Annotated in this window: 16 protein-coding genes; 12 read left to right on the forward strand and 4 right to left on the reverse strand. The window is 56.0% G+C overall.

Annotated elements, in window-relative coordinates; translation table 11 throughout:
* Window positions 1-24: 24 nt before the first annotated feature.
* Entirely contained in the window at window positions 25-2,226 is a 2,202-nt protein-coding gene (gene dcp, locus ACYF6X_RS08805) for a peptidyl-dipeptidase Dcp (RefSeq protein ID WP_130018030.1), read from the reverse strand.
* 317 nt (window positions 2,227-2,543) lie between these two features.
* Between dcp and ACYF6X_RS08810 the strand changes: the two genes are divergently transcribed.
* The 9 genes from ACYF6X_RS08810 (at window position 2,544) to ACYF6X_RS08850 (ending at window position 14,175) form a co-directional block, all read left to right on the forward strand.
* Window positions 2,544-2,819, forward strand: coding sequence for a hypothetical protein (locus ACYF6X_RS08810; protein WP_130018029.1), 276 nt, complete (start codon window positions 2,544-2,546; stop codon window positions 2,817-2,819).
* Window positions 2,816-3,103 (forward strand): E492 group microcin, encoded by a 288-nt coding sequence (locus ACYF6X_RS08815; protein WP_125460888.1) that lies wholly within the window; start codon window positions 2,816-2,818, stop codon window positions 3,101-3,103. Before ACYF6X_RS08810 ends, ACYF6X_RS08815 begins: the two co-directional genes overlap by 4 nt.
* 80 nt (window positions 3,104-3,183) lie before the next feature.
* Window positions 3,184-4,710 carry a hypothetical protein gene (locus tag ACYF6X_RS08820; RefSeq protein ID WP_130018028.1) on the forward strand — a complete coding sequence of 509 codons (1,527 nt, stop codon included), beginning with the start codon at window positions 3,184-3,186 and terminating at the stop codon, window positions 4,708-4,710.
* Between the two features lie 18 nt (window positions 4,711-4,728).
* Window positions 4,729-5,169 (forward strand): toxin-activating lysine-acyltransferase, encoded by a 441-nt coding sequence (locus ACYF6X_RS08825; RefSeq protein WP_130018027.1) that lies wholly within the window; start codon window positions 4,729-4,731, stop codon window positions 5,167-5,169.
* 27 nt (window positions 5,170-5,196) lie between these two features.
* On the forward strand, window positions 5,197-9,003 hold the full coding sequence (locus ACYF6X_RS08830; RefSeq protein WP_130018026.1) for an AMP-binding protein: 3,807 nt from the start codon (window positions 5,197-5,199) through the stop codon (window positions 9,001-9,003).
* Window positions 9,003-13,148 (forward strand): non-ribosomal peptide synthetase, encoded by a 4,146-nt coding sequence (locus ACYF6X_RS08835; protein ID WP_130018025.1) that lies wholly within the window; start codon window positions 9,003-9,005, stop codon window positions 13,146-13,148. The genes ACYF6X_RS08830 and ACYF6X_RS08835 overlap by 1 nt, the downstream gene beginning before the upstream one ends.
* Before the next feature lie 244 nt (window positions 13,149-13,392).
* Window positions 13,393-13,653, forward strand: a complete 261-nt coding sequence (locus ACYF6X_RS08840; protein ID WP_049196799.1) for a hypothetical protein — start codon at window positions 13,393-13,395, stop codon at window positions 13,651-13,653.
* A 24-nt stretch (window positions 13,654-13,677) separates the two neighbouring features.
* Window positions 13,678-13,845 carry a hypothetical protein gene (locus tag ACYF6X_RS08845; RefSeq protein WP_154805963.1) on the forward strand — a complete coding sequence of 56 codons (168 nt, stop codon included), beginning with the start codon at window positions 13,678-13,680 and terminating at the stop codon, window positions 13,843-13,845.
* 42 nt (window positions 13,846-13,887) lie between these two features.
* Window positions 13,888-14,175 (forward strand): hypothetical protein, encoded by a 288-nt coding sequence (locus ACYF6X_RS08850; RefSeq protein ID WP_130018024.1) that lies wholly within the window; start codon window positions 13,888-13,890, stop codon window positions 14,173-14,175.
* A 185-nt stretch (window positions 14,176-14,360) separates the two neighbouring features.
* On the opposite strand, the gene ACYF6X_RS08855 is transcribed toward ACYF6X_RS08850, so the two are convergent.
* The 3 genes from ACYF6X_RS08855 to guaD form a co-directional block, all read right to left on the reverse strand.
* On the reverse strand, window positions 14,361-16,460 hold the full coding sequence (locus ACYF6X_RS08855) for a peptidase domain-containing ABC transporter (RefSeq protein ID WP_107226834.1): 2,100 nt from the start codon (window positions 16,458-16,460) through the stop codon (window positions 14,361-14,363).
* On the reverse strand, window positions 16,453-17,739 hold the full coding sequence (locus ACYF6X_RS08860) for an HlyD family secretion protein (protein ID WP_033648236.1): 1,287 nt from the start codon (window positions 17,737-17,739) through the stop codon (window positions 16,453-16,455). The genes ACYF6X_RS08855 and ACYF6X_RS08860 overlap by 8 nt, the downstream gene beginning before the upstream one ends.
* A gap of 440 nt (window positions 17,740-18,179) precedes the next feature.
* A complete protein-coding gene (gene guaD, locus ACYF6X_RS08865; protein WP_063989773.1) occupies window positions 18,180-19,502 on the reverse strand; it encodes a guanine deaminase in 1,323 nt (440 codons plus the stop codon).
* Window positions 19,503-19,930: 428 nt separating this feature from the next.
* Here guaD and fecI point away from each other — a divergent pair, with 428 nt between their 5' ends.
* The 3 genes from fecI (at window position 19,931) to fecA (ending at window position 23,875) form a co-directional block, all read left to right on the forward strand.
* Entirely contained in the window at window positions 19,931-20,455 is a 525-nt protein-coding gene (fecI, locus tag ACYF6X_RS08870; protein ID WP_130018023.1) for a ferric citrate uptake sigma factor FecI, read from the forward strand.
* Window positions 20,452-21,408: a ferric citrate uptake sigma factor regulator FecR gene (gene fecR / locus ACYF6X_RS08875; RefSeq protein WP_063989771.1), complete on the forward strand. Its 957-nt coding sequence runs from the start codon at window positions 20,452-20,454 to the stop codon at window positions 21,406-21,408. Before fecI ends, fecR begins: the two co-directional genes overlap by 4 nt.
* Before the next feature lie 115 nt (window positions 21,409-21,523).
* Window positions 21,524-23,875, forward strand: a complete 2,352-nt coding sequence (gene fecA, locus ACYF6X_RS08880; protein WP_130018022.1) for a TonB-dependent Fe(3+) dicitrate receptor FecA — start codon at window positions 21,524-21,526, stop codon at window positions 23,873-23,875.
* The last annotated feature ends 103 nt before the right edge of the window (window positions 23,876-23,978 follow it).

Below are 23,978 nucleotides of genomic sequence, written 5' to 3' on the forward strand. Positions count from 1 at the left end.
TTTACTTACCGGGAATGGCCGAACTTACTCGTCCTTCAGCCCGCGGTTGATCAGCATCGGCTCGATGCTCGGCGCTTTGCCGCGCCAGTCGATGTACAGCTTCTCCAGATCCTGACTGTTGCCGCGCGACAGGATCATGTCGCGGAAGCGCTGGCCGTTTTCGGCGGTCAGGCCACCGTGTTCGGTGAACCACTGGAAGGCGTCGTCCGCCAGCATTTCCGTCCACAGATAGGCGTAGTAGCCCGCGGCGTAGCCGTTACCCCAGATGTGCTGGAAATAGCTGGAACGGTAGCGCGGCGGCACGTAGCTGAGATCGACCTTGTCTTTTTGCAGCGACTCAGCCTCGAACTTGTCCACGTCCTGCTGCGGCTGATCGGCGGTCAGCATGTGCCAGTGCATGTCCAGCAGCGCGGCGGACAACAGCTCGGTCATGCTGTAGCCCTTGTTGAACTTGTCGGCCTTCTTGATCTTGTCGACCAGTTCCTGCGGCATCGCCTCACCGGTCTGGTAGTGCTTGGCGAAGTGGCTGAACACTTTCGGATCGCTGACCCAGTGCTCGTTGAACTGCGACGGGAACTCGACGAAGTCGCGCGCGGTGTTGGTGCCCGACAGGCTCGGGTATTCCTGATCGGCGAACATGCCGTGCAGCGCATGGCCGAACTCGTGGAACAGGGTGATTACGTCGTCATACGACAGCAGCGCCGGCTGACCCGGCGCCGGTTTGGTGAAGTTGGCGACGTTGTAAATCACCGGCTTGGTGCCGTTGAGCTTCGACTGATCGACGAAGTTGCTCATCCAGGCGCCGCCGCCCTTGTTGTCGCGCTTGAAGTAGTCGATGTAGAACAGCGCCAGCGATTTGCCGTCCTTGTCGAACACTTCATACACCTTGACGTCCGCCTGGTAGACCGGGATGTCCTTGCGCTCTTTGAAGCTGATGCCGTACAGCAGGTTGGCGGCGTAGAACACGCCGTTGTTCAGCACGTTGTTCAGCTCGAAGTAAGGCTTGATCTGCGACTCGTCCAGATCGTACTTGGCCTTGCGCACCTGTTCGGCGTAGAACTGCCAGTCCCAGGCCTGCACCTTGAAGTCGCCTTTCTGCTGGTCGATCACCGCCTGAATGTCTTTGGCTTCACGCTCGGCGCGCGCGGTGGCCGCCGGCACGATATTGCGCATAAAGCTCAGCGCGGCATCCGGCGTCTTGGCCATCTGGTTTTGCAGTTTCCAGGCGGCGTAGTTCGGGTAGCCCAGCAGTTTGGCCTGCTCGGCGCGCACCTTGGCCAGACGGGAGATGGTTTGGCGGGTATCGTTGCCGTCGCCCTTCTCCGCACGCGTCCAGGAGGCGTCGAACAGCGCTTGGCGGGTGTCGCGATCTTTCAGGCTCTGCAGCAACGGCTGTTGCGTGGTGTTTTGCAGCACCAGCAGCCACTGTTTCTCCAGCTTGCGTTCGGCGGCCGCCTGGGCCGCCGCAGCCAGCTCACCTTCCGACAGGCCGTCCAGCTTCGCCGGGTCGGTTATCGCCAGCGCGCCGTTTTTGCTCGCCGCCAGCAGTTTGTTGGTGAACTGGGTGCTCAGCGTCGCCGCTTCCTGGTTCAGCGCCTTCAGCTTGGCCTTGTCGGCGTCCGACAGGTTGGCACCCGCCAGCTCGAAGTTCTTGTAGGTCACTTCCACCAACCGGCGCGATTCCGGATCCAGCTTCAGCGCATCGCGATCCTGATAAATGGCCTTGATGCGCGCGAACAGCTTGCCGTTGAGCATGATGTCGTCGTTCAATGCCGCCAGCGTCGGCGAGGTTTCTTCATCCAGCTTCTGCAGCGCATCGCTGGTGTTGGCCGAGGTCATGGCGCCGAACACGTTCATCACCCGCGTCAGCAGCGAACCGGCCTGCTCCAGCGCCACCAAGGTATTTTTGAAGTTGGGCTTGGCCGGGTTGTTGGCGATCTTCTCCACCTCTTCCCGCTTTTGCTTGATGCCCGCTTCGATCGCCGGCGCGTAGTCGCTTTCCTTGATCAGGTTGAACGGCGGCGCCTGGAACGGCAGACGGCTTTGATAGAAGAACGGATTCTGAGTCTTTTGCTTGTCGTGCTGATTGGCTTCACCGGTCACGGTAGCCTCCTTCGCCTGGCCGCTGGGCAGCGCGCTATGGTCGGCGTGAGGTTGGGTTTCTGCTGCCTGTGCCTGCGAGCCCAGCGCCATGCCGATCGCCAGCACCAATGTGGATAAACGCATCAAATCGAAACTCCTCCATGTTCACGGAATAAGGTCTCGGGGAATCGCTCCCTCTGAATCACCTCCTAGCTTAGGTGCAGTTGGCAGTTTGAGCAAAAACAAGTGATTAGAAGTTAGCCGCCTCGCCGGCCGCAGCCAGAAACGTCGGTGACATCTTTATTTTTTTCATTTCCAGCACATAGTCACCAAATGTAATCATTTTATGATTAATTAATTCAATGCCATGATAAATAAAGAAGAATCATAAAATACCCTGTTGACTTATCCGGTTACCCAATGTAACTTGATGTAAATTTTGATTAATGGAGCTAATCAAATTGCAGCTTATAACGGAAATAGTTCTTATTGTCATTTTCATCCTCATTATCAGTGCGATTTATAAAAACGCGAAGAAAAAAGGCTTGCGCACGTACCATATCGTCATGCTGTTCTTGATATTCCCCCTTGCCGTATTTTTAGACTATTGCCTGCAGCGCCAGGCGATCCTTTTGGATACGGCGGCCCTTAAAATCACGGCAATGTATGGTTTGCCGATGGCGGTTATTTTTTCGCTTGTGTTATCCATTACCTCTCGCAAGAAGGAGCTTAAATGAGAGCCTTAACGGAAGTTGAGTTGTCATGTATTAACGGATCTGACGGCAATGATTCTTATAATCCGACTTCGCTTATTGTCGGCAGCCTGAGCACAATAGCGAAATTGCCCACCCCCGTATCATTAGCCGTGGGCGTGGGCACGGAAATCGCTATTCAGGCCGCACCGCACATGCCGGTTAACGTTGCTATTCCACAGGTTCCCATGGGCCCAACATGGAATGGCAGTGGCGGTGGTCGCCCTTCACCGTCGTCGTCACTTTCAACACCGGATTCTTCAAATTAAAAAACGCGGCCTTATTACCCCTTGTATAATAAGGCCGGTATTTAACTTGCCCTGCACCCATAAAAATAACGATTTAAAAAATGAAAAACCTCGCCATGCTTCACGAAAGCTTGATTCCTTTCGTCGCAAAAAAGACAGGTTCTCAATTACTCTGGCACAACGGATTAAACCCTGCAGAGCAGAGCGAACTGAAAAATGAGACCAGCTATCTCATCGAAGAAAATAATCGTCATGCTATTTTTGATGACGGCACGCCGCTCTTAAACGATGAAAAAGTCTTTTTCGCCGAACGTTATGGCGGCGGGGCTATTTCGCGCAACGGCGGCGGCGCACGCTGTGGCTTTGATGGGCGATGGCAGGTTAAAGGCATCGGAGCCAATGCGTTAGTCGGTCAAGGGGCGAAGCATGTCGATGGCGAGTTGACAATGACCGGCGCAGTATTGGAGGCATTATGGGGAAACGTCATGGCCAAACTGCTGCCTTACGGCGCCGTGCCCAATAAGGCGATCTTGCTGACCGACAACCCCATCGCCACCCTCTCTCCTGCATCGGCGGGAGGCGTCCATAACCGCAAGGCGTTGCTGGTGCGCGAACCCGTCGTGCGCCCTGCACATTTTTGCCGCGCGCCCTACTATCATCCTCATGATGCGATGCAAAGGCAGCCTTCGGATATTGAGCGGACCAAAAAGCTCATTGTCGCCGCACCGACCTTTCTGCCTCGTCCCTCTGAGTTTGACGCTGCGCGCTGGTTGGCGTTGCCGCAGGAAGAACGAGCCTTCTACGGGCTCTGCGAGCTTGCACGGCGCCTTGCGACGCAGATAGCTTACTGCCGTACCCGCCATTTGGTGATGATGACCTCACCCTCCAATTGCGATATGGCCGGCAGGCTGCTGGACTTTCATGGTGTTCGCAGTGTTTTTCCCGCAGAACGTCGCGATCCCGGCCGCAGCTACATTCAGCACAACAAACTCAACGAAGACGCCCCTTTGTTGCTGAGAGGCGTGCAAGATCTCGCTTTTTATTTAGCCAAGCATCAATTTGGCCCGGCATTTCTCGCGGCAGCGCACCAAGGCATCGGCGCGGCCTTTAATATGGCCTACACGCGAGCCTGCCTGCTGGATAATCTCGGTATGGCGGGTTTTGACTCTGCATTTTTACAACGCCTGCCTCTCACCGCCGACTGGTTCGCCTTAGGCGAACGCTTGCAAAAAATGTTCGATTTGGCTCCCGGCATCTTTAGCCGTCGACAAGGTCTGGGCCAGGGGAATGCTCATCCGGCGATTGCCCTGTTACATCGGCTCATCGACTCGCCCGTCAGGGTTTCCGCCGAACAACAGGGTACGACAGCGGAAGAGAGATTTTCTCTGGCATTCCAGCGGTTATACGCGAAGTACCTTCAGGAAACATCAGCGGATCAAACCGCCGCCCGATTACAACAGGCGATGAAGCAGACCGTCACCAGAAGGTTGGGCTCCCGCGCGTTCATGCGCCGTGAAGTGATTTTTCAAGAAATTGCCGGCTGGCGCGGTGAATTCAGCGAGATCAGCGAACAGTTGCAAATCTATCTGGATCGTTTCGAGCGTCAGGCGATCAACGTATTACAATAATAACGCTGAGGATATTTCGTGAGTTTTATCAAAGAAAACCAGCAGGGTAAAAGTAAGTTCAGTCAATACGAGAGCCTGGGCTTCGCCGTTAGCTGTATGTTGATGAATAAAAATTACAGTTTGTACCATATAAAAACGTTGCAGCTATGGACTCAGGAAGCGATTAATCAAAATCAATTCAAAATATTATTCGATCATTTGGATAATCCGTTAGGATATATAACCTGGGCCTACCTGAGAGATGAGACGCTGGGTCGATTTATTAACGATCCGCAGTTTCTTCTGCATAACTCAGAATGGGATGAGGGCGGCACGCTGTGTATTTTAGACTTTTGCTGCAAGCCTGGCAGCGCGCATTTATGTTTGGAACACCTTAAAACAGTTCACCCAATCGCAGAACGTCGCACGGTTGTATGGCGTTCCCGCCGAGCGGGCAAACTGATGACGGTAAAAAAATAAAGAAAAATAAACATCAGGGATGAGCCGATGAGCAAGCATCAACTATTGGATTCACAGACGGGATTTTACTATGGCACCAAAATCGGCGATGACAAATCGAGCTATAATATCGCGGAATATGTCGAAATAAATCACACTCTCGATATCGCAAGAATGAAACGTGCCATTCATCGCGTCATCAGCCAAACGCCGACGTTGCACGTTTTGTTTGATGAAGATAACGGCACGCCTTATCAATATCCCGTCACCGCCAACATCTCAGTGGAATGGGTAGATCTTTCACAGCACGCCAACGATATGGCCACCGCTATCGAATTAATGGAAGCGGATGCTAAGCGCCCCTTCTCGTTGAACGCTGCGCCGTTATTCAGACAAAAAATCATCAGACTGGGTGAGCAACGCTTTCTGTGGTATTTCTGCAGCCACCATCTGCTGCTTGATGGTTACGGCACTTATTTGCTGATCCATCAAGTGGCGCAGGCCTACCGAGGCCAAACGCAGCAACCGCAAGACGTACCTGCGATCGATGCCTTGCTCAGGGCTGAATCTGAGTACAAACAGTCAGCCGCCTATCAAGCGGACCGACATTTTTGGCAAACGGCCAGCGCCTCACTACCAGACCCGATGACATTAGCCTGCGCCAATATTCCTTCGGGACAGGCGATCCGCCATGTGACGTCGTTGCCCTATCCTGCCGAGCGCCTTGCGCTGCAAACCGGGCACCCTTCTTGGCTGGCGCGCACTTTCGTGGCAGTGATGGCATATTTGTACTTGTGTACCGGCGAGAAACAGCAAACGATCGGCGTCCCAATGATGGCGCGAACAGACTCCCTGACGAGGCAGGCGCTGACTTGCAAGACCAACGTTGTTCCCTTGACTCTCGATATTGAGGACACAGCCTCATGCCGACAGTTGGCGCAAACCATTGAACACATGCTCAGGCAACTCAAAAAACATCAAGCATTCCGTTACGAAGAGATAAAAAGTCTGCGGAGCGTCACCAGCCGCTCGCCGCTGTTCAACATCGTGGTCAATATCATTCCCTTTGAAGCGGCAGCCTCATTTTCTTCCGCGCAGCGCAGCGAAATCCGTAATTTACGCTCAGGAGGCGCGCAGGATCTGGTCTTCAACATGCGTCCCGATCTCGATAACCAAACGCTTCGGCTGGAGATCGATGCCGACTCAGGGCTTTACGATGCGGCCAGCCTGGTGCGGCACAGCCAGGGGATACAGACCTTGTGCGCCTTGCTGTACGACAACCCGGAAAATCTTTCCGTCGCGGCATTGCGACAACGTTTCCCGCTCTCGCTGCAGGGTAAAGCAGCCAACGACAACGTGGTCGATATAATGCAACGTATCGATCGTGCCGTCGTTCAAGCGCCGCAACGCACGGCGATCCTCACGCCCACACACGCTTCGTTGTCGCTAAGAGCGCTGTCTTATGCCGTTTTGCAGCAACAGTGGCGTGCGCTGGCCGATGCCCTCGCCCCCGCCCGTGCCGCGAACACCGTGCTGTTGCTCGACTTGCCGCAAGGGCCGGAAGCCATCATCTGCATGCTTGCTGCGCTGCAGTTGAAAATGCCGTTCGTCAACCTGAATGCCAAAGGGGATGGCGCGGCTCATCGTCAGCGACTTGAACAATTTAGCGACGCTATCCTGATTACCGATCGCACACTTCCCTCCTTTCATTCCGAACCTGACGCATTGGCGCATTGGCGCGCATCGACACTCGATATGCCGGCGGATTTCGCGCACTTCACCGTGTTTCGCCGGCAAACAGCGACTGAGGCGCCGGCGTTCCCGGTCGGAACCGGCTATATCATGTTTACCTCTGGCTCGACGGGAATGCCTAAAGGCGTGATAGGCGCCCGACATGCTCTCAGCGTTTTTGTCGATGCGGCGATAACATGCTATGGCATTCAACCGCACGAACGCGTGTTGCAATTTGCGCCCTTGCATTTCGATGCGTGCATTGAAGAAATTTTCATGACGCTGGGTGCCGGCGCCCACCTGTGTATCGCCCCCGAGGCCGTCAAGCACAGCTTTGCCGCGTTCTTCACATTCTGCGCCGATCATCAAATCAGCCTGTTGGATCTGCCGACCGCCTACTTTAATGAGATGCTGTTCGCCTCCGGCGGTGAACAGACGCTGCCGCCGGCCGTCACTACCGTTATCATCGGCGGCGAAAGCCTTTCACCGCGATCCAAAGAACGCTGGTTCGCGCACTATCCCAAAGGCAGAAAGTTATTCAACTCCTACGGCCCAACCGAGACAACCGTGGTGGCGACGGCCGCGGAAATCAAAAACGATGGCACCGCCGTGACGATAGGCGCACCGCTGGACGGTATATACACGGCGATCGTCGGCGAGGATCTCAGGCTGTTGCCGCTCGGCTGCAGCGGCGAATTACTGATAGCCGGAGCGACCGTCGGCCTGGGGTATTTGCATCAGCCAACGCTGAGCGCGGAAAAGTTCGTCACCCTTGAGGTTAACGGCCATCCCATGCCCGCCTTTCGTACCGGCGATATCGCCTGCCAGCGCCAGGATGGGCAGTTGCTGTTCCTTGGCCGCAAAATTCGTGAAGCGAAAATCGCCGGGCAACGCGTCAATATGGGTGAGATAGAAAGCTGTCTGGCCCGGTTGCCCGCAATTGTCGAAATTGCCGTACTGGCCAAAAGCGGCGACGCGGGAACGGAACTGTATGCGCATTATCACAGCCGGCAGCCGATCAGCGAGGCAATGCGCCGCACGCTGTACGGCGAACTGCCCAGTGCACATATTCCTCAGCGCTTCGTGCATCATCCAACGCCGCTGGTCAAACTGGCTAACGGCAAGATTGATTATCGCACCCTGGAAAGACAATCCCGGATGCCTGAACCCGCACGGGAATTGCGTTCGACGACATTCAACACCCTGGTGCATGAGGTTTGGCTGGCGACGCTGGGGAGTGACGATGGCGACTTCTTCACGCTCGGCGGTGAGTCGCTGCAGGCCATAAAAATCATTAACGCGCTTAACGCCCACTGTCGGTTGGATCTGAACCTGAGCGACATTTTTGAACATCCGAGACTCACCGATTTCTGCCGACACCTAACGCAGCTGGCCCATGCACGCTATGGCCTGGATCCGCAGCATCTGAACATCCGATGCGCTATCGGCCGCCGCCTGTCAACCGAGGCGCCGGCCAGCAGCCGGCTGTTTATTCAATCACCCGAAGGCGCAGATGAACGGCTTTTGTTGGCCGCCCTCGCCGACAAACACGGTGTGGACATTCTGTCACCGCAGGCGTTGCCATTGCATGCTGAATGGCCGCTGAACGCGGCCATATTCAACGTACCGAACGAAGCCACGCAATATGCCAGTTGGCTTGATGCGCTTTCGGCCCTGCTTCACGCCCTGCCCGGCCGAGTTAACTACATGATCTTTATGCATGATACGGTCGGCGGCGCCAGACTCACGCAAGGCCTGCTGCGCGATTTTCGGCATGAGCGACTGCTGTTGCTGCATAAAGCCGATTCGCGCCGCCAAGCTGTCGACGCCGGCGTTACTGAGTTGATAGCCTTTTCCGCGCGGCTTGGCTATTTCCCGCACATCCGGTTCGATACGGCCAATGAGCGATTGAACGGCTGCGTACTGAGGATCTTCGGTTTCGATGATGGCGAGAATTTCGATCATCGCGCCGCCTTCACAATGGCACAGCGGAGAAACCCGGGAGTGCAGTTGTGTAGCTTGTCGCATTGGCTGAATTTGATTTCCGCCCACAGCGACAAACGCCCGAATAAAAGCGGTCGAACAGGGAACGCTATCGACGTCAACATGGAAGGAGTGCACTGATGAGCGTCATCGGCCTGATCAATCTGATGGAAATGGCGAAACAGGGAGCCACATTCGGCGAGCTGTCGCCTCGACGCCAAGCCATCGAGCATGTCGACGCCGCCGCACTCAGTGCGGTGCAGGAAGACATCACCGCATTTTTATCTGTTTGTACGCCAGATAATGCAGAGCGAGACACCGGGGAGAAGCCTTGTTACACCGTCAATCACTACGCGGGGCAATACCTGTGGCTGTATGAAAACTTCACCAAGAACAGCCCGCTGTATAACATTCCGATCGCCAAAGAGATCCTGGGGCCCTTTGAACCCACGCGTTTACTCACCGCGCTGAAAAAACTGCTCAAGCGGCACGGTGCGCTTTGCGGCAGCTATCGGCTAGACGGGGAAACCATCACCGTTGACATCGTGCATCCTGATGAAACCATTTTCGAACACAGCCTCGAGGACATCAGCGGGCTGAATAGTGAGGAGCAGCAAAAAAGTATGCTGGCGGCGCTTAACGCCCAGTGCACGATTCCGTTTGATCTCGGTGCCGAGTATCCCCTGCGCTGCCGGATCTTGAGAAAGAGCGCGCAGCACCACTATCTGTTCTTGACCTTTCACCATTGCGTGGTCGACGGCTGGACGGCCAATTTGCTGGTGGATGAACTGAGCCGTGGCTATCACGTGCACAAAGAGCATGGTCATTATGACAACGGCCAGGCATTTTTCCGCTATCTTGAAGACCCTTTCCTCGCCGTCGCCAATGTCGATGACAGCATGGCGTTTTGGCGCGATGAACTGGATGGTGCGCCGGAAAAACACGCGCTTGAATACGATATCGCCATCACCGCGGCAGGCAAAACACAGAATATCGTCAGAACATCGCTGACGAACGAACTGCAGTCGGCCCTGGCCCAGTTAGCCAAACATAACGGTACGACGCTGTTTACGCTGTTGCACTCCGCCTTCGCGTTACTGATTGCCAGAGAATCTGCAACGGAGCGTGTAGTCATCGGTAGCCCGATCGCCAACAGGAACGAGCCGACGTTAAACGACGCCGTGGGCAGCTTCGTCAACACGATCGCCCACCAATTCATCATCACTGGCGACGACAGTTTCACCACGCTGCTGCAAAAGAACGCAAATAAAATTGCGCGCGCTTTCAAACATCAAGGGTTGCCATTCTCTTACCTGGTTGAACAACTCAAGCCCACGCGCGGCAAGTTTCACCCCATTTTTCAAATCATGTTCGTCTGCCAACATCGCAAAAGCAATGAGCTGAATATTGGCGGTGCGCAGGTTAACACCCTGCCGAGACGCTATGCGCCGCCCAAGTTTGATCTGGTTCTGGAAGTGATTTCCAGCGTGGAGGGCATTCAGTTGGAATGGCAATACAACGCCAAGCTATTTACGCCGGAGCGCATTAACGGATTGGCGCAAGCTTACGCATTACTGCTGCAGCAAATTGCCTGCGATCCCTCGCGGGCCGTCGGCCACTATTCGCTGGCGTCAATGGCCGATAACCGGCAATTGCGTCAGCTCTCCGTCGGACAGGCGATGCCCGCATCCTTGCGGCAACCTCTTTCCGATCGGCTGTTACACACTGCTCTCCAGCAGGCGGATCGCCCGGCGTTGTACGAGGGCGATAGCGTGTGGCATTACGATCGGCTGTTGCGGCACGCCGGCCTCGTGGCGCATTGGCTGATCGCCCATACCGCCCCAGGCGCGCTCATCGCCATCGATCTTCCACGTGGCGCTCATCAGGCTATTGCGGCGCTCGGCGTGATCCTCGCCGGACGTGCCTACTTGCCGTTGGCCGAAGGATTGCCGGATGCCCGCGCAGCGGCCATTATGCGGATATCAGGTTGCGCCTGGGTTTTGAGCAACCAGGCTCACCATCACGCCCGCTATCCGCAGACTATCCGCGTTCAGGATCTGGAGGCGCTGTTTTCCCCTCATGTCCTAGACACAGCGCCCTTCCCGCCAGGCGAAGCGGAAGCGCTCGCCTATGTCATTTATACGTCGGGGACGACCGGTACGCCAAAAGGTGTAGCTATGGAACAGGGGGCCGTCACCAATACCTTGCTGACCATGAACCGACTGTTTAACGTTTCTCATCGTGACAACGTATTGGCACTCGCCGATCTGGCCTTCGATTTATCGGTCTATGACCTGTTCGGCAGTTGGCTAGCCGGTGCATCAGTAACGGTGCTATCGCCGCACGAAGCGAAAGAGCCGTCAGCATGGCTAAATGCGATACGCCAGCGGCAAATCAGCATCTGGAACTCGGTTCCCGCCATCTTGCAAATGTTGGTGCAATATTGCGCACAAGAAAACATCCTGTCGCTGCCTCAACTGCGGCATATTTGGCTGAGCGGCGATCGCATCTCTCCACAGCTGATCGCCGAGGCACATCGGCTTTGCCCCAACGCCACCATCACCAGCCTTGGCGGTGCCACTGAAGGGGCAATATGGTCAATTTATCATCCGGTCACACGAGATACGCACTACAGAAACGCCATCCCCTATGGAACCGCATTGCCAAATCAGAGCATGTGGGTGTTGAATGAAAAACTCGAGCCGTGCGGTTTCGGCGTTACCGGCGACATTTATATCGGTGGCGTTGGCGTTGCCCGCGAGTATTGGCGCGATAGCCAAACCACCGCCGGCAGCTTTGTGCTTTTCCCAACCACCGGAGAACGCATATACCGCACCGGCGATCGCGGCCGTTGGCATCGCAGCGGTTACATCGAGTTTCTCGGCCGCGAAGACCAACAGGTGAAACTGCAGGGTTTTCGCGTCGAATTGGGTGACGTCGAATTCGCGCTCAAAAGCAGCGAACTGGTCGCTGAAGCGTGTGTCGTCTGTCGCGATGAAACCGGGAACGGCACACCGCATCTGGAAGCCTACATCACATTGACCGAGGCGGGGAAAGCCAGCGTCCAGGCAGAGCAAAGAATACGCGAGCAGGTTACGGCCGCATTGCCCGCGTATATGGCGCCATCCCGCTATCACCTCATTGAACGTTTCCCGCTTTCACGCAACGGCAAATTGGATCGCACCTTGCTCTCGCCAGGCACCGAACGGAGTCAGGCCAGCGAGGTTGCACCCGCCGCGTCCGCGGAACTCATGCTACTACGAGAGCTGTTGGCGGATACGTTAGGCTGTACTCCAGACAAGATCGACCCACATGCCAGCTTCTTCAGCAATGGCGGCAGCTCGCTTTCTGGCATCACGTTCTTGGGCAACATCAAGCGCGCCCTTAATGTGGAATTAACCCTGGCGGAAATCCTCGGCTACTCACAGCTCGATAAACTTGCCGAGCGTCTGCGCGAGAATGCGCCCCTGCCGTTATCGATGCTGTCCGGCTCAGCCGCTCGCCCCTCTCTGCCCACCTTGTATTTGGTGCATGGCGCCGGCGGCCAGGTTCATCAATATGCAAAGTGGACAAAACAGCTTTGCGCCTGCGCCAACATCATCACCATCGCCAGCCCGGGGTTGGCCGCACCCGGTGCCGACGACACACTCACCCTGCAGCGATTGGCCGCCTCCCATTTGGCGGCCATACCGCGTGCCAAACGCGGCACGGCCGTTATCGCCGGCTGGTCATTGGGCGGCCAATTAGCTGTCCATATGGCGGCGCAGGCCACGGAACAAGGCGCGCCCTTTGCGCATGCGTTGGTTGTCGACAGCGGTTTGCCCGCCCAGCGGACCGCCGTGAAGCGACGTTTCAGCGTGGCGCAAAGTTACCTCAGTCTGTTCGACTCTCTCGGTATTGCGCGCCATTTGTGTCGGCATCAAGAAACGAATGCGATAGACAGCTTCGCCGACGAGATAAAAATGCACTATGCGCTGAATCAGAGCGTGCTTGAGGAGAAGATCACGCTGGAACATGCCGAAACCTTCTGTTGGGCGCTGAAAAAATCGTTCGAACTGACGAATAACGCCGGCCCCCTGCCGCAGATAGCGATACCGCTGACGCTTTGGCTTAGCCAGCAACGTCAGCGTAAACACCCCCAGCTTGCACAACGCTGGGAGATGCAATCCTCGCATGGCGTTCAACTCAGTTATTGTGCAGAAACGCATTACAGCATTTTAAACAACGCTCAACTTCTTCGAGCGCTGACGCAATTGCTGCGCGCGTTATCAACATCATTGGAATAACGCGAGAAGATACCTCCTATCAATCAAACCTATCGAGGCAATGATGAAATTACCAAGCAGTTGGATTTTTTTGTTCTGCTTTTACTACACATTTATGGATATTTTTTATTCGTTATTTTTTTCCGAAGACAGGAGGTTTACCAGCACAATCATTCAATCCTTTATCTTTTCAACCTTGCTAGTGGCATTTTTCTGGTATCGGAAAACTGCAAAAACCAAAAACCAATAATATAAGGAAGTCATTATGAGAGAGCTTACACTGAATGAAGTGAACTTTATCGCGGCAGCTGGGGATTTCAGCTATGCGGAATTGGGCGGGGCCGTCGCTGCCGGCGCGGTTGGTGGCGCGATGACCGGCGCCATGGCTGGCGGCGTCGGTGCCGGCCCAGGCGCTGTTGCCGGTGCCGTTATCGGTGGTGCCGCCTATACCGCTGGCAAAATGGTGGAATCCATGTTGGGTGGCAATAAACAAACATCGACGAACAATCCTGCCGACAGTAACTAATGTAGGAAGATTCGTATCCATCATATGAAAAAATCATTCATTGTATTGTTCGCCATTTTAATCGGGCTTGTTGTTGGCACGACTGCGGATTATTTCAGCCTCAATCGTTTCTTGAAATATGCTCTTATCGCCTTTGCCGTTATCGCCACGCATAAATTGCTCAATAGCGATCGCGGGCAACGCTCAGCATGATCAACGTGGCTTATTTTAAAATTTAATTACTAAGGAGCAAGTATGCGCAATCTTACCTCTGAAGAATGTTCAATCATTTCCGGTGCAGGAGTTCGCAGCGGTACATTGACGGTTTCCGCAGAAACTGTCGGCGCAGCGATCGGCGGCGGAATCGGCTCTATCGGCGGCGTGGCGGGCGGCGTTGTCGGCACCATTGTCGGCGGTGCTGTCGGTAACTATGTCACCGGCGATCGTGCCCCCGGCTCAGTTGGCCCATCAGGCATTCCCTGGGGCGGGAGCAACGGCGGCGGTACCATGTGGGGGAACAACAACAATACCGATTCGAACTGATCGGGGCCCTGCAAGCCTCGCGGTTGACCTCAGCGGTTAACATTGGCTTCAGCGCCTAAAGCGTCACTTCATGCCAGGGTTATCATTGTGATAACCCTTTTTTCATGGGCTCACCACCGGGTGAGCTGTGCGGTTGACGTAGCGAAAATATCGGGGTGAAGAGGCCAGGTAAAGCGAAGCTGACGTTACCCGAGTCGAATGACTCTATCCGCAGAGGCAATCGTCGACGGACGGTGCGCAATAATCACGCGGGTAATGTTCAGTTGTGAAATAGCGCGGTTAATATGGGTTTCATTATCTAGATCCAGGTGGCTGGTCGCTTCGTCCATAAACAGAATGCTGGGGCGACGATAGAGCGCACGGGCTATCAATAAGCGCTGTTTCTGCCCGCCAGAAAGGCTTCCCCCCAGTTCGCCGATCAATGTTTCATAGCCCATCGGCATGTTTTGAATATCATCATGCATATTGCAACGCCGTGCGCACGCCTCAATACGCTTCAGATCCATTTCGGCATCAAATCCTGAAATATTTTCAGCGATAGACCCCGCCAGCAGCTTGTCATCCTGCAACACGCAAGCGATGCATTGGCGATAATTATTAACGCCAATGTTGCTGATATCCATACCGTCGACCAGCACGGCCCCTTCATCCGGCGACAGCAGCCCACACATTAACTTCATCAACGTGGTTTTACCCGCGCCGGAGGGACCGACAATCGCCACGCTTTCTCCCGCGGCAATGCTGAGATTCAAATCCGCGATAATGGGTTTCGCCAAGCGATCATACTGGTAGCGCAGATTCCGCACCTGAAGCTCCGCGGCGTTGCCTTTTGTGAAGAGCTGGCGCGCGGGCATTTGCGATTCCGGTGACGAAAGCACAATGTCCGCCACCCTTTCATTATGCAAACTCAACATTCGCAGCTGAAGCATCATGTCGATCAGGCTGCTGGCACGCTCCGAAAACTGCCCGCGGTAGGCGTTAAACGCGATAAACATGCCGATCGTCATTTGATTGTCTATGACCAATGCTGCGCCGAGCCAAAGGATGATCACCTGATCGCAAGTGGCGATAAACGCCCCCAGGCCGCCAAACATCATGTTTAATTTGGTCAGCTTGATACCGGCATTGATCGTTTCTACGTTTAGATTCAGCCAATACTGCGAACGGGTTTCAGATAACCCCAACGCCTTTAACGTACTGACGCTATACAACGTTTCCATGAAATGAGACCCGGCTCGCGCCCCTTTCACCAACTGCTCTTCCGACAGCTGCCGATAATATTGATAGGTCGACAGCCTGAGAATAACGTATATCGCCGTAAAGCCGAGCACCACCCAAACCAACCAGCCGCCATAGAGCAGCATCATGATAAATACGCCTACGGACATGATGCCATCAATAATACTGCTGACGATGCTGGTAGTGAAAGTCGCTCTTATCGTATCCAATGAGCCGAAGCGGGATTGAATATCACCCAACTTGCGCTTCTCAAAGAAGGAAAGCGGCAATTTCATCAGATGATCGAATACTCCCGCCTTCCATTGCACGTCTATCAACGCGCCCATGACGATAGAGATCCACGAGCGCAACATGGATACGCCGGTACGGAATAAAATAAAGAACAGCAACCCTATGCATATCAGCGCTAAAAGATCATGATCGCCGGCCAGAATCACATGGTCCATGACCAACTGCGTACCGACGGGCAACAGCAGATTAACCGCTTCAATCACGATCGACAGACAGAAGATCTTTAGCAAGGCCCCTTTGAGGCCGCGCACATTGCTCATCAGCTTGCGAAAACGCAATCTGCTTTGCTGTTTGATCGGCTGAAATTCACTGTCTGGCCATAGCTCAAGCGCTACGCCGGTAAAATGCCGCGACAGTTCATGCAACCCCAGCACTTTACGGCCAAAGGCAGGATCATGGATCACCGCCCGCCCTCGGCTGACACTGACAAGCACCACGAAATGCTTCATGTCCCAATGCAGAATACAGGGCATTTTCAATGCCTTAAGCTCATCGATATTCAGCGATAACGCTCTGGATTGCAGTTTCAGTGCGCTCGCGATGTCAATCAGCGCGGACAGCGTCGCCCCGCGCGAAGAAAAGCCGTAGCGGCTGCGCAAATTAAACAGATCGATTTGCAAGCCATGGTAATGGCATACCATCGCCAGACTGGCGAGCCCACATTCCGAGGCTTCCGTTTGCAGGATCTGCGGCACTTTGCGGCGCAGCGACAAATTGAGTTTGCCCTTTAGCGCGTCGAAATAAGATTCAGTCATTGATTGGCCCCATCAGGCTGTTTTTCATATCGTAGAAAGGCGAGAACATCCATTGATATAAAGGCCTTTTTTCCAGAAACAGCGTGGATTGAGCCCGCATGCCGTTAGTGAGCTGCAACGCCTTGCCCTGATAACTGATATGCGTTTCATCCAGGGAAACGGTGACCTTGTAATAAGATGCCGTTTGCGCGTTGGGCTGATGCACGGGAGAACTGCTGTAAGTTGACATTTCTTGCATGGAGGCCGGCACATAAGCGATGCTTTCTATCCTGCCGGGAAACTGGCCAAACTTCTCATAGGGGAAAGCGTCATAACGAATGTTAATGGCGTCCCCCGCTGACACATACGGCACACTGGCGTTCGGCAACCATAAAACTAGCTGATAAATCGCGCCATTACGTGGAATAATCTGTACCAGACTGTCACCACTATTGACCATCTGACCCGGGGTAACGCTGAGAGATTCAATGCGGCCATCGCTCGGGGCGTTCACGATCAATGCGCCGCTGGCATCGGCTTCCGCTAACTGCCGTTGCAAATCATTACGCTGAAACTGGTACTGTGAAATTTGATTATCGAAATCTGCCGCGCGCGTAACGATGTCGCTTTCCAAATTCGTAATTTGCAACGATTCCTGAATGTGTTGGCTATGCAGGTTTTGGAACAGACTTTGTTGTTGATAAAACGAATAGGTTTGTCCGCTAAGCTGATCTTTGGTAATCAGACCGCGCTGCTGATATTCCTTATAGGAACGCATGTTGTCCTGAGCAAATGCCACCCCTTCTCGTGCGTTATCCAACAGCTGTTTGGACTGCATGTGCGCCAATTCATACTGTTTTTTTTGCGCGCGTAGATTTTCCAGCGTCATGCGCTTGTTGTCTTGCAACTTAAGGATGATGCTGTCGACGTGTTTTAACTGGTTTTCCAGCGCCAGGCGCGTATTGGCGCTCACTTTCCCGTTATCCGTCACCCGGCTGACATCAATCTGATAAAGACGCTGACCTTTTTTAACCACGTCGCCCACTTCGACGAAGCGTTCCGAGATAAAACCCTGCTGGGGTGCAAACACATTGACTGAGCGGGGGAAGGTGGTGATTTCACCATAAACATTAATGCGGCGCGTATAATGACTGAATATAAGAAAAGAGAGGAAAACAAGAATAAATAAAAACGACAAAAGACCAAAGCACCAGGCGGGCAAGCCGTTTATTAATAAGGCCTTACCCGCCCATTTCGCCCGCTGATGATCCGTGGCTTCCTGTCGAAACAAATCACGCATGAAATCCCTTTCCAGAAATAAAGCTCAAGCCAATCCTGGCTCGTAAAATGCGGAAGTACACTGAAAAAACAGCAACAGTGACTAAAACAAGCCCGTTGCTTTTTAAGCAGTGATATCGTAAAGATAATTATTCTCATTATGATATAGAGCACCCCAAAGAAATGCAATGTTTTTTACGCACTTATCCAGCAACATGGCTGTATATCACTAGGTATATTCATAAAAAACCAATAAAGAGCCTCCTAACCAAATAGCCGTATTCATACTACATCGCGTCATGTTCAATAAATAATCATGCCCCGCCCTTCCATTGTCTGCTTTTCATCCACAGCGTGTGCAGCAATAACGCTATCAAGGCTTCCACTTCCTTATCGTTAAAATTGTCGCCACGCGGTGTCGGCGTATTCCAATATGCCTTTGCGCCAACACCGCGAATGAAATCAGTCTGACTCCGCCGCCTGATAAACCACCTTGCCGTCCACATAGGTGCGGTAAATATTGCGATCGTCCCCCAGCGTCATCAGCACGAACCCTTGCTCCGCCGGCGTGGCGCTGTTGGCGTAGCGTAACTGCTGCAGCGGCGTGACCGCCGGATCGAGCACCACGAAATCCGCCTCTTTGCCGACGTTGAAGTTGCCGATTTTGTCGTCCAGCGACAGCGCGCGGGCGCCGCCCAGGGTGGCGTGGTAGAACGCTTCTACGGCGGAGAGCCGGTAATGCTGCAGCTGGCCGACTTTGTACGCCTCGCCCAGCGTGCGCAGCATATTGAAGGTGGTGCCGGCCCCCACGTCGGTGCCGATGCCAAGCTTCACCCGCTTGCGCCAGGCCTGCTGCAGGTCGAACAGCCCGCTGCCGAGGAACAGGTTGGAGGTGGGGCAAAACGCGATCGCCGAGCGGGTCTCGCACAGGCAGTCCCACTCCTGATCCTCCAGATGCAGGCAGTGAGCGAACACGCTTTTTCCGCCGGTCATGCCGTAACGGTGGTAAACGTCCAGATAGCTTTGGCTCTGCGGGAACAGTGATTTTACCCAGGCCACTTCCTGCGGATTCTCGCTCAGGTGCGTTTGCAGCCAAACATCGGGGAATTCTTCGCGCAGCCGCTGCACCTGCGCCAGCAACGCCGGCGTACTGGTGGGCGCAAAGCGCGGCGTAATGGCGTAACCGAGGCGGCCTTTGCCGTGCCAGCGTTCGATCAGCGCACGCGTCTGGCGGTAACTCTGCTCCGGCGTTTCCAGCAGCGCCTGCGGCGCATGGCGATCCATCATCACCTTACCGGCGATCAGGCGCATGTTCAGCGCTTGCGCCTGGCTGAACAGCGCATCGACCGACTGCGGATGCACGCTGCCGAACACCAGCGCGGTGGTGGTGCCGTTGCTCAGCAACTCCCGCAGAAAGAAGGCCGACATCTCGTCGGCGTGCTGCTCGCAGCCATAACGGCTTTCGGTCGGGAAGGTGTAATTGTTTAACCAGCCCAACAATTGGTCGCCATAGGCGCCAATCATTTCGGTTTGCGGGTAGTGGATATGGGTATCGATAAACCCCGGCACGATCGGTTTGTCGCGATACTCCGTGACCGCGAAACCCGGCGGCAATAGCGCCTCACCCTGCTGCCAGCTACCGAACCAGACGATGGTGCCCTCGTTGAGCAGCAACAAACCGTCGGGAATGTGCCGCAGGCGTTCGTCGAGCTGTTGCGGTTCCTCCACGCAGGCGGTGATGTCAAAAAAATTGCCACGAATAGCCGTGGTGAATTGCAGTGCCATTATTTTCTTCCTTGTGACGACCGGCCAAGCTCACCCGCGTAATCATCTGCGCCGATGAAGCAATGCCTTTTGTTACCCCAAATTAAAGACCGGGTTAAGCATAGCAAGCCGTGTGCCAACAGCCGGTGATAAAATATATTTTCATGTAAAAACAGAGTGATATTAATTAAACAAAGAAAACCAGCCGATGAAAAAGAATAAACCGTGCGGCGGCCTTCAACGGCAGGCTAATAGCAACCGTTTGCTTGCCGGAATAACACCGTGCCGCAGCACCTTTACAGGGCAAACGAATATCTTTACAGCCACCCGGTTTATTTCAGCGCCACACCTGGGTGCCGCATTCCGGCCTGAGGGCAACGGCGAAACTTGAAACGATAACCATTCTCAATTATCATCCGCGCATCTTTTTGACCAGCAATGCGAAAACCATGTCCGCCACCGCTTCCGCCCCGCACGCCGCGCTGTCGCGCCTTTACGCCACCCATCATGCCTGGTTGCAGGGATGGCTGCGCAGGCGGCTGGGCTGCGCTTTCGACGCGGACGATGTGGCGCAGGACACCTTCATGCGCCTGCTGAAAAGCGACGCTGCGGCGACCCTGCGCGAGCCGAAAGATTTTCTGGTCACCGTCGCCAAGCGGGTGATGGTCGACCTGTTCCGCCGCAGAACGCTGGAGCGCGCCTATCAGGAGATGCTGGCGCTGATCCCGGAAGGCTATGCGCCGTCGCCGGAGCAGCGCCAGAGCCTGCTGGAAAGCCTGCAGCAGATCGACGCCATGCTCGACGGCCTGGGGCCAAAGGCGAAACAGGCCTTCCTGCTGTCGCAGCTCGAAGGCCTGGGCTATGCGGACATCGCCGTGCGCCTCGGCGTGTCGGTCAGCTCGGTTAAAAAATACATGGCCAAGGCCACCGAGCATTGCCTGCTGTTCAGCCTGGAAAACGACGTTTTCTCATGAGCAACGCCATCACCCCCGAGCAGCGCCAGGCGCTGAAGATGGCCGCACACTGGTATGCCCTGCTGTGCGATGAGCACGTCACCGACCGCCAGCGCCAACAGTGGCAAGCCTGGCATCAGCAGCATGACGATCACCGCTGGGCCTGGCAGCGCGTCGAAGCGTTGCAGAGCCAGCTGCAGGGCGTGCCGGGCAAGTTCAGCTACCGCGCGCTCGATCGCGCCGGCCGCCAATCGGCGATCGATCGCCGCACCCTGCTGAAAAGCCTGCTGCTGTTGCTCGGCGTGGGCGGCGGCAGCTTCCTTTACCAGTCGCCACTCGGTCGGGAGCTGCGCGCCGACTACCGCACCGCCACCGGCGAGATCAAACCCATTGTGTTAAGCGACGGTACCCAGCTGGTGCTGAACACCGCCAGCGCGGTGGATGTGCATTACGACGATCGCCAACGGCTGATCCGCTTGCACGCCGGGGAGATCAGCCTGGTTACCGGACGCGACCCCCGGCCGCTGTGGGTGCAAAGCCCACAGGGGGCGATGCACGCGCTCGGCACCCGTTTTTTGGTGCGTGAGAGCGGCGGCGAGACGCGCCTGACGGTGCTGGAGCATGCGGTCGAAGCGCAGCTGGCGCAGGACGCGCAGCAAACGCGCCGGGTGGAGGCCGGAGAACAGATAAGCTTCAGCGCCACGGCCTTCAGCGACAAACAACCGGCTGCGGCGGAGGACGGCTGGCTGCGCGGCGTGCTGAGCGTCAGCCAGTGGCGGCTGGACCGGGTGATCGCCGAACTGGCGCGCTACCGGCGCGGCCATCTGAGCTGCGATCCGGCCGTCGCCGCCCTGCGCGTCAGCGGCAGTTTCCCGCTCAACGATACCGATCGCGCCCTCGCCCTGCTCAGCCAGACACTGCCGGTGCGCCTGCAGAGCTTTACCCGCTATTGGCTGCAAATCGTTCCCGCCTGAATCTTTTTAAATGAAAATGATAAAAAATCGCATTCTTGATTGTCCCTTTTGCTTTGCTCATCCGACTCCCAGGAAAACACTGCAGCAATAAATAAAAAATGATTCAGGAGAAGGTATGAACAACGCTTGGGGAAAGGGAGCGCCGGCTTCGCTTTGGGGAAAACGGGCCACGCCGCTGGCCGTGGCCATTGGCCTGGCCTTCGCCGCACCGCTGACGGCGAGCGCCGCCAGCGCCGCTGCAACCTATCACATTCCGGCCGGTGAGCTGGACGGCGCGCTGAACGCGTTCGCCGCGCGCGCCGGCATCGCGCTCTCGGTGGACGGCACGCTGACCGCCGGCAAACGTTCGCCGGGCCTGAACGGCAGCTACGGCGTCGATGACGGCCTGAACGCCCTGCTGGCCGGCAGCGGCCTGCAGGCTAAAGCGCTCGGTAACAACGGTTACACGCTGGCCAAACTGCCGCAGCCGCAGAAGGAAGAAGACATCACCGTGGTCGGTGACTGGCTGGCGGAAGGCCGTCAGGTAGACGTGTTCGAACATCCCGGCGCGCGTGACGTGGTACGCCGCGAAGAATTCGCCAAAACCGGCACCACCACCGTGCGCGAAGCGTTGAACCGCGTGCCGGGCGTGGTGGCGCCGGAGAACAACGGCACCGGCAGCCATGACATGGCGCTTAACTTCGGCATTCGCGGCCTCAACCCGCGCCTCGCCAGCCGCTCCACCGTGCTGATGGACGGCATCCCGGTGCCCTTCGCCCCTTACGGCCAGCCGCAGCTGTCGCTGGCGCCGGTCTCGCTCGGCAATATGGATGCGATTGACGTGGTGCGCGGCGGCGGCGCGGTGCGCTACGGGCCGCAGAGCGTCGGCGGCGTCGTCAACTTCGTCACTCGCGCCATCCCGAAAACCTTCGGCATGGAAGCCGGCATGCAGGGGCAGCTCAGCCCGACCTCACGCCAGGATCACCCGAAAGGCACCGGCAACCTGATGATCGGCGGCACCGCCGACAACGGCTTCGGCGCGGCGCTGCTCTACTCCGGCACCCGCGGCAGCGACTGGCGCGAACACAGCACGACCAAGATCGACGACGTGATGCTAAAAAGCCGTTACGCCCCGAACGAGGTGCACACCTTCAACAGCCTGCTGCAATACTACGAAGGCGAAGCGGACATGCCGGGCGGCCTGAGCCGGGCGGACTACAACGCCAACCCGTTCCAGTCGACGCGCCCGTACGACAAGTTCTGGGGTCGGCGCCAGCTGGCGAACTTCGGCTACCAATATCAGCCGGATCAGCAGCACAAGTTCGACGTGCAGAGCTTCTACACCTACACCCTGCGCAGCGGCTATCTGGATCAGGGCAAAAACCTGACGCTGTCGCCGCGCGAATACTGGGTGCGCGGCGTGGAACCGCGCTACAGCCAGAGCTTCCGCTGGGGCGAGTCGGCGCATGAGGTCGGCGTCGGTTACCGCTACGTCAGCGAATCCACCCACGAGCTGCGCTACACCAGCAAGGCCAGCACCGGTCAGCTGCCGTCCACCGCCAGCCCGTACGATCGCGATACCCAGTCCGGCACCGAGGCGCACGCCTTCTATATCGACGATCGCATCGACATCGGCGACTGGACCATCACGCCGGGCATGCGCTACGAGTACATCAAGTCGTATCAGAACAACTACATCAAGAACAACCGCCTTGACGTCAGCTATAACGCGCCGCTGCCGGCATTGAACGTGATGTATCACCTGAACGAATACTGGAACCTGTACGCCAACACCGAAGGCTCCTTCGGCACCGTGCAGTACAGCCAGATGGGCAAAGCGGTCGACAGCGGCAAGATTGAACCCGAGAAGGCGCGCACCTGGGAGCTGGGCACCCGCTACGCCGGCGATGCGCTGACCGGCGAGATCGGGCTGTTCCTGATCAACTTCAACAACCAGTACGATTCCAACCAGGTGACCGACAGCGTGACCGCGCGCGGCAAAACCCGCCACGCCGGGCTGGAAGGCAGCCTGCGTTACGATCTGTCGCAGCTGACGCCGAAACTGGACGACCTGACCGCCTACGCCAGCTACGCCTACGTCAACGCCACCATCCGCGAAGACGGCGGCTACAAGGGCAATCAGGTGCCGTTCTCACCGAAGCATAAAGGCACGCTGGGGCTGGACTATACGCCAGGCAACTGGGCGTTTAATCTTAACGGCGAGTTCCAATCCAGCCAGTTCGCTGACAACGCCAACACCGTGGCGGAAAGCGCCGACGGCAGCACCGGCCGCATTCCCGGCTATATGCTGTGGGGCGTGCGCGCCGCCTATGATTTCGGCCCGGAAATGGCCGGCCTGAATCTGGGCGTCGGGGTGAAAAACCTGTTCAACCACGAGTATTTCACCCGCGCCTATGACGACAATAACAAAGGTCTGTACATCGGCCAGCCGCGCACGATCTATCTGCAAGGTTCGGTGAAGTTCTGACCCTCGGCGGCGGGCGCGGCTCATCGTGCCCGCCGCCTTTCCCATCAACGTGACGATGTCACATAAGCTCCTCCCTCCACGCCCCCGCAGCGGCGAGAAATAA

The sequence above is a fragment of the Serratia sp. ID 25-353 genome (assembly GCF_054792795.1).